Consider the following 942-nt stretch of genomic DNA (forward strand, 5'->3'; position numbering starts at 1 on the left):
CGGCGGTGGGGGCAAGGGGCGGCGTTGTGGGGGCGTGTTCGTCGCTGGGGTCCAGTACGTGGGTGGGTTCGTCGGTGGGGTCGACTACGCGGGTGGGCTCGTCGGTGGAATCGAGCACGCGGGTGGGCTCGCAGTCGTCGGCAGGTGCCGGGGTGCGGTCGTTCTGAGCGGTCATCGGAGGTCACACTGCCTGGTCAGAAGCTGCTGCGAGGCACCGCCGTTGGCGGCGGCCGGGATCGTCGTGGCCTGCACCGCCCAGTAGCACCCCTTGTTCTGGAAGGTGTGGTCGATGGCGAGCGAGTACTGGGTGGCGCCGCTGCGTTCGAAGGTCTGGGGCGCACCGTCCGGGATGCCGAGCACTCCTGCGGAATCGCTGGTGAACCACGAGACGGTGATGGAGATCGGTCCGGTGCCGTCCGTGGTGATGTCGACGGTTGCCGAGGCGGTGGATGGACCCGTCTGCCGGAACGCCGACACCGCGACGTCCTTGACTGCGGGAGCGGCCGGCACGGTGGGGGAAGCGGTGGTCGGTGACGCGTCGGTGGTCGCACCGTCGGACGTCGCCTCCCCGGACGGCGTCATGGTGACGGACATCGAAGGCTCGCCGGCGCCGGTGGTGTCCGGAGACGGTGTGCCCGAAGGCGACAGGCTCGGGGACACAGTGGCGGTCGGGGACGGGGACGCGTGGGCCGACGAGGTCGATGCGGTGGGCCCCTGCGACGTCACGCCGGGCTGGGCGCTGGTGGTGGCGAGGGCCTTGGCCGTCGGCTGCGGATCCGCTGCCTGGGCGTGCTGGGTGGCGTAGGTCAGGAGGATGCCCAGGAGCACGGCCGCCGCCGACACCAGCATCCCCGCCCGGCCGGGAAGCCACGACCGAGCCGGGCCGTGGCCCGCTGCCTGGGCCAGGACCGTGCGTGCGGTGTCCGTCGTGGTCTGCGGGGC

1 pseudogene is annotated in these 942 nt (G+C 72.3%); it reads right to left on the reverse strand.

Annotated features, from left to right (window positions below):
* Nucleotides 1–171: 171 nt before the first annotated feature.
* Nucleotides 172–942: pseudogene (locus tag BEK98_RS49425) on the reverse strand (serine/threonine protein kinase); the annotation flags it as partial.

Source organism: Streptomyces diastatochromogenes (genome assembly GCF_002242805.1).
Lineage (GTDB): Bacteria > Actinomycetota > Actinomycetes > Streptomycetales > Streptomycetaceae > Streptomyces > Streptomyces diastatochromogenes.